Origin of the sequence: Halomonas halmophila (genome assembly GCF_006540005.1) — a bacterium.
Taxonomy (GTDB): domain Bacteria; phylum Pseudomonadota; class Gammaproteobacteria; order Pseudomonadales; family Halomonadaceae; genus Halomonas; species Halomonas halmophila.
Genome location: NZ_BJOC01000060.1, coordinates 1 through 4372, shown reverse-complemented (window position 1 = coordinate 4372; position 4372 = coordinate 1). Strand labels below are relative to the sequence as shown.

General features: G+C 62.4%; 4 protein-coding genes. 2 read left to right on the top strand and 2 right to left on the bottom strand.

Features of this window, described 5'->3' with window-relative positions; all coding sequences use genetic code 11:
* Window positions 1-114 precede the first annotated feature (114 nt).
* Complete coding sequence (pssA, locus tag HHA01_RS14475) at window positions 115-945, bottom strand: CDP-diacylglycerol--serine O-phosphatidyltransferase (protein ID WP_141321968.1); 831 nt, start codon at window positions 943-945, stop codon at window positions 115-117.
* Window positions 946-1106: 161 nt separating this feature from the next.
* Window positions 1107-2162, bottom strand: coding sequence for a ketol-acid reductoisomerase (ilvC, locus tag HHA01_RS14470; RefSeq protein ID WP_281285708.1), 1056 nt, complete (start codon window positions 2160-2162; stop codon window positions 1107-1109).
* Window positions 2163-2311: 149 nt separating this feature from the next.
* Here ilvC and ilvY point away from each other — a divergent pair, with 149 nt between their 5' ends.
* A complete protein-coding gene (gene ilvY, locus HHA01_RS14465) occupies window positions 2312-3202 on the top strand; it encodes an HTH-type transcriptional activator IlvY (protein WP_141321963.1) in 891 nt (296 codons plus the stop codon).
* A 104-nt stretch (window positions 3203-3306) separates the two neighbouring features.
* Entirely contained in the window at window positions 3307-4314 is a 1008-nt protein-coding gene (locus HHA01_RS14460) for a zinc-dependent alcohol dehydrogenase family protein (RefSeq protein WP_141321961.1), read from the top strand.
* Window positions 4315-4372 lie beyond the last annotated feature (58 nt).

Sequence of the window (4372 nt, the reverse complement as noted above, 5' to 3'; positions counted from 1 at the left end):
ACCGAATAATCCCCAGTCCTCATGTGCCGGACCGTCTGTGGATAACCGGGGATCGGGAGCCAAGACACGAACGCCCGCACGAGGCGGGCGTTCCGGCAAGTCCGCGAGCCATGGTCAGGACGCTGATTTGCGACATTTGCGCACCGCGGCCAGGACAGGTCCTGATGCCACATAGGTGCCGAACAGCAGCAACAGCATCACGGAGGGTTCGATGGAAATCACCACGAAACCGAGCACGATGGCCAGCAGCATGACGAAAGGCACCGGCCCCTTGAGGTCGATATCCTTGAAACTGTAGTAACGGATGTTGCTGACCATCAGCACACCGGCGGCGCCGACGACACCCAGCATCCACAGCTTGAAGCCGAAGGCATCCGCCTCGAAGCTGTGAAAGGTCCAGACACTGGCCGCGACCAGGGCCGCCGCCGAGGGACTGGGCAAGCCGATGAACCATTTCTTGTCGACACTACCGATCTGCACATTGAAGCGCGCCAGACGCAGTGCCGCGCAGGCCACATAGAGGAAGGCCACGACCCAGCCGGTCTTGCCGACATCCTGCAGAATCCAGATGAATGAAACGAGCCCGGGAGCAACGCCGAAGGACAGCATGTCGGAGAGGCTGTCGAACTCCGCTCCGAAATCGCTCTGGGTATTGGTCAGGCGAGCCACTCGGCCATCCAGGCCATCCAGCACCATGGCAATGAAAATCGCGATGGATGCGGCGGCAAAGTCCCCGTTGATGGCAGCGACCACGGCAAAAAAACCCGAGAACAGCGCCGAGGTGGTGAAGAGGTTGGGCAGCAGGTAGATGCCGCGACGCTTGACCTTGCGGCCATCTTCGACGGCCTCCTCGACGACTTCGGACTCGCGCATGAAGGTCGACGCCAGGTCTTCGTCGTTCGTGTCGCGCCCCGTCTGTTCGCCGTTATTCGGGTCTTGGCTCATCAGTGTCTTCCATTGCAGCTGAAGGTTCTTGTCATTCTACACACTGCGGCCGGGATGGCTCACGATTCATCGCACGTCCGGCAGCGCCCGGAACGCAACGGGGGCACGGTGTATCACCGCGCCCCCGTCAACGGATGCCTTCTACCAGCCAGCGAGCTCGATCAGTTCTTGCTCTTGTCGACCAGCTGGTTGGCCGCGATCCACGGCATCATGCCACGCAGCTTCTCGCCGACCTGCTCGATCGGATGCTCGGCATTGAGTCGGCGACGTGCGGTCATCGAGGGATAGTTGCTGTTGCCCTCGTTGATGAACATCTTGGCATACTCGCCGTTCTGGATGCGCTTGAGCGCGCTGCGCATGGCCTGGCGCGACTGCTCGTTGATGATTTCGCCGCCGGTCACATACTCGCCATACTCCGCATTGTTGGAGATGGAGTAGTTCATGTTGGCGATGCCGCCTTCGTACATCAGGTCGACGATCAACTTGAGCTCATGCAGGCACTCGAAGTAGGCCATTTCCGGGGCATAACCAGCCTCGGTCAGGGTCTCGAAGCCGGCCTTGACCAGCTCCACGGCGCCGCCGCACAGCACGGCCTGCTCGCCGAACAGGTCGGTCTCGGTTTCATCCTGGAAGGACGTCTCGATGATCCCGCTGCGACCACCGCCGATGGCGGCCGCATAGGACAGGGCCAGTTCCTTGGCACTGCCGGAAGCGTCCTGCTGGATGGCGATCAGGTCCGGGATACCGCCGCCGCGCACGAACTCGGAACGCACGGTATGTCCCGGTGCCTTGGGGGCAATCATGATCACGTCCAGGTCGGCACGCGGCTCGATCTGGTTGTAATGGATGTTGAAGCCGTGCGCGAATGCCAGAGTCGCGCCCTGCTTGAGGTTCGGCGCGATCTGCTCTTCATAGATCGCTTTCTGGTATTCGTCCGGCGCCAGCAGCATGAGTACATCGGCTGACTGGCAGGCCTCTTCCACCGTGGCGACTTTCAGGCCCGCGGCTTCTGCCTTGGCAGCCGACGCGGAGCCGGGGCGCAGGGCGACCACGACATCGACACCGGATTCCTTGAGGTTGTTGGCGTGAGCGTGGCCCTGAGAGCCATAGCCGATGATGGCAACCTGCTTGCCCTGGATGAGGGAAAGGTCGCAGTCCTTGTCGTAATACACCTGCATGTCGAGCTCCTGATGATCAAGGGTGAAGGGTCGTGTCAGCGTCGATGACCACCCGCGCCATCTGTTGTGGCGCTGGGATTTCGGTCGAGCCCTGGGCTCTGTCGATGAATGAACTCTACGTCAGGATTCTTGTTGCGTAAAACGCTATATTTGCAATAACACATCCCGAGATATGCAATAATGCTCGCATGGACATGCGCCCCCTCAAACACTTCCTGACGCTGGCCGATACACTGCACTTCGGTCGTGCCAGTGAACTCTGTCACGTCAGCCCGTCGACGCTGTCACGCTCGATCCAGCAACTGGAAAGCAGCCTCGGCGTCTCGTTGTTCGAACGTGACAACCGCCACGTGGCACTGACCCGCCAGGGCCACAGCTTCCATGCGTTCGCCCGGGACACGCTCGAGCAATGGGAGCAACTGCGCCAGTCACTGATGAGTGAAGCGCGCGCCTTGACCGGCGAGATCAGCATCTACTGTTCCGTCACCGCCAGTTACAGCTTCCTCTACGACCTGCTCAGCGAGTTCCGCAACCACTATCCGGGCATCGAGCTGAAGCTGCATACCGGGGATCCGGCACAGGCCATGACACGCGTCCAATCCGGCAACGAGGACATGGCCATCACCTCCCGTCCCCGACGCTTGCCCGAGGGCCTGGCATTCAAGTCGCTGACCCGTTCACCGCTGGTGTTCATCGCGCCCCTGGAAGATCATGGCTGGATACCCGACGATCCGCGCACACCCGATATCGAGCAGTGGCGTCAGGTGCCGATGATCCTGTCGGAATCCGGCCTGTCACGCGAAGTCAGCGACACCTGGTTCCGGGCACTGGGCATATCGCCGCGTATCTACGCCCAGGTGGCCGGCCATGAGGCCATCGTCAGCATGGTCAGTCTGGGCTTCGGCATCGGCGTGGTGCCACGCATCGTGCTCGAAGCCAGTCCGCTGGCCGAGCGTGTCCGCATGCTGCCGGTCAAGCCGGAACTGCCCTATTATGATGTCGGCCTGTGCGTGCTCAATCGACGCCTGCGCAGCCCGCTGATCAGCGCGCTCTGGGAAGAGGTCGAGGAACGCGGCTGAGCCGGGCGGCAGGGGCTCGGCCTCATACGTCTTGTAGGCGAAGCCCGTCGCGCGTCAGACTGACGATCTTAGCAGGCTAATATCAATCACGCTGGAGCGACCTAATGAACGTCATTTCTCTTGCTCAACCGGGGGGACTGGACCAGTTGCACCTGCAGGAACGGGACGCCCCCGGCGAACCCGGTCCCGGCGAGGTGCGCGTCCGACTCCACGCCAGCTCGCTCAACTTCCATGACTACGGAGTGGTCAGTGGCGCCATGCCCACGGCCGACGGCCGTATCCCCATGTCGGACGGGGCCGGTGTGGTCGAAGCGATCGGCAAGGATGTCGAGGAGTTCAGGGTGGGCGATTCGGTGGTCTCGACCTTCTTCCCTACCTGGCTGACCGGACCGGCCGAGGTCGGCGACTTCACGACCGTGCCCGGTGACGGCGTCGAGGGCTATGCCCGCGAACAGGTCATTCGCCCGGCCACCTGGTTCACCCATGCGCCGCGCGGCTATAGTCATGCCCAGGCGGCCACGCTGACCACGGCCGGCCTGACCGCCTGGCGAGCGCTGGTGGTGGAAGGCGGTCTCAAGGCCGGCGACAGCGTGCTGGTACTCGGCACCGGCGGCGTCTCGATCTTCGCCCTGCAGTTCGCCAAGGCCATGGGCGCCACCGTCATCGCGACCTCATCGTCGGACGAGAAACTCGCTCGACTGGCGGCCCTGGGGGCCGATCACACGATCAATTACCGTACGACGCCGGCGTGGGGCGCCGAGGTCAAGTCACTGACGGACGGGCGCGGTGTCGATCACATCGTCGAGGTCGGTGGCCCCGCCACCCTGGTGCAATCCATCGACGCCATCCGCATCGGTGGGCATATTTCGCTGATCGGCGTGTTGACCGGGCGCGGCGGCGACATCCCCACCGCCAAGCTGATGGCCAGGCAGGCCCGCCTGCAGGGCATTATCGTCGGCAGCCGGGCCCATCAGCAGGCCATGATTCGTGGCATCGAAGCACTGGGTATCGAGCCGGTCATCGACCACCACTTCGCGCTCGAGAACATCGCCGACGCCTTTCGCCACCAGGAGTCCCAGCAGCACTTCGGCAAGATCTGCCTGGATATCTGAGAGGATGTTTACAAACTACTGCGCTCGCCCATGCGGCGTTGAAATCAGCCTCAAAATA

Bases quoted from the DNA above. Each gene is read 5' to 3' on its own strand.
- pssA (WP_141321968.1), bottom strand. From the start codon at position 945: ATGAGCCAAGACCCGAATAACGGCGAACAGACGGGGCGCGACACGAAC.
- ilvY (WP_141321963.1), top strand. From the start codon at position 2,312: ATGGACATGCGCCCCCTCAAACACTTCCTGACGCTGGCCGATACACTG.
- HHA01_RS14460 (WP_141321961.1), top strand. From the start codon at position 3,307: ATGAACGTCATTTCTCTTGCTCAACCGGGGGGACTGGACCAGTTGCAC.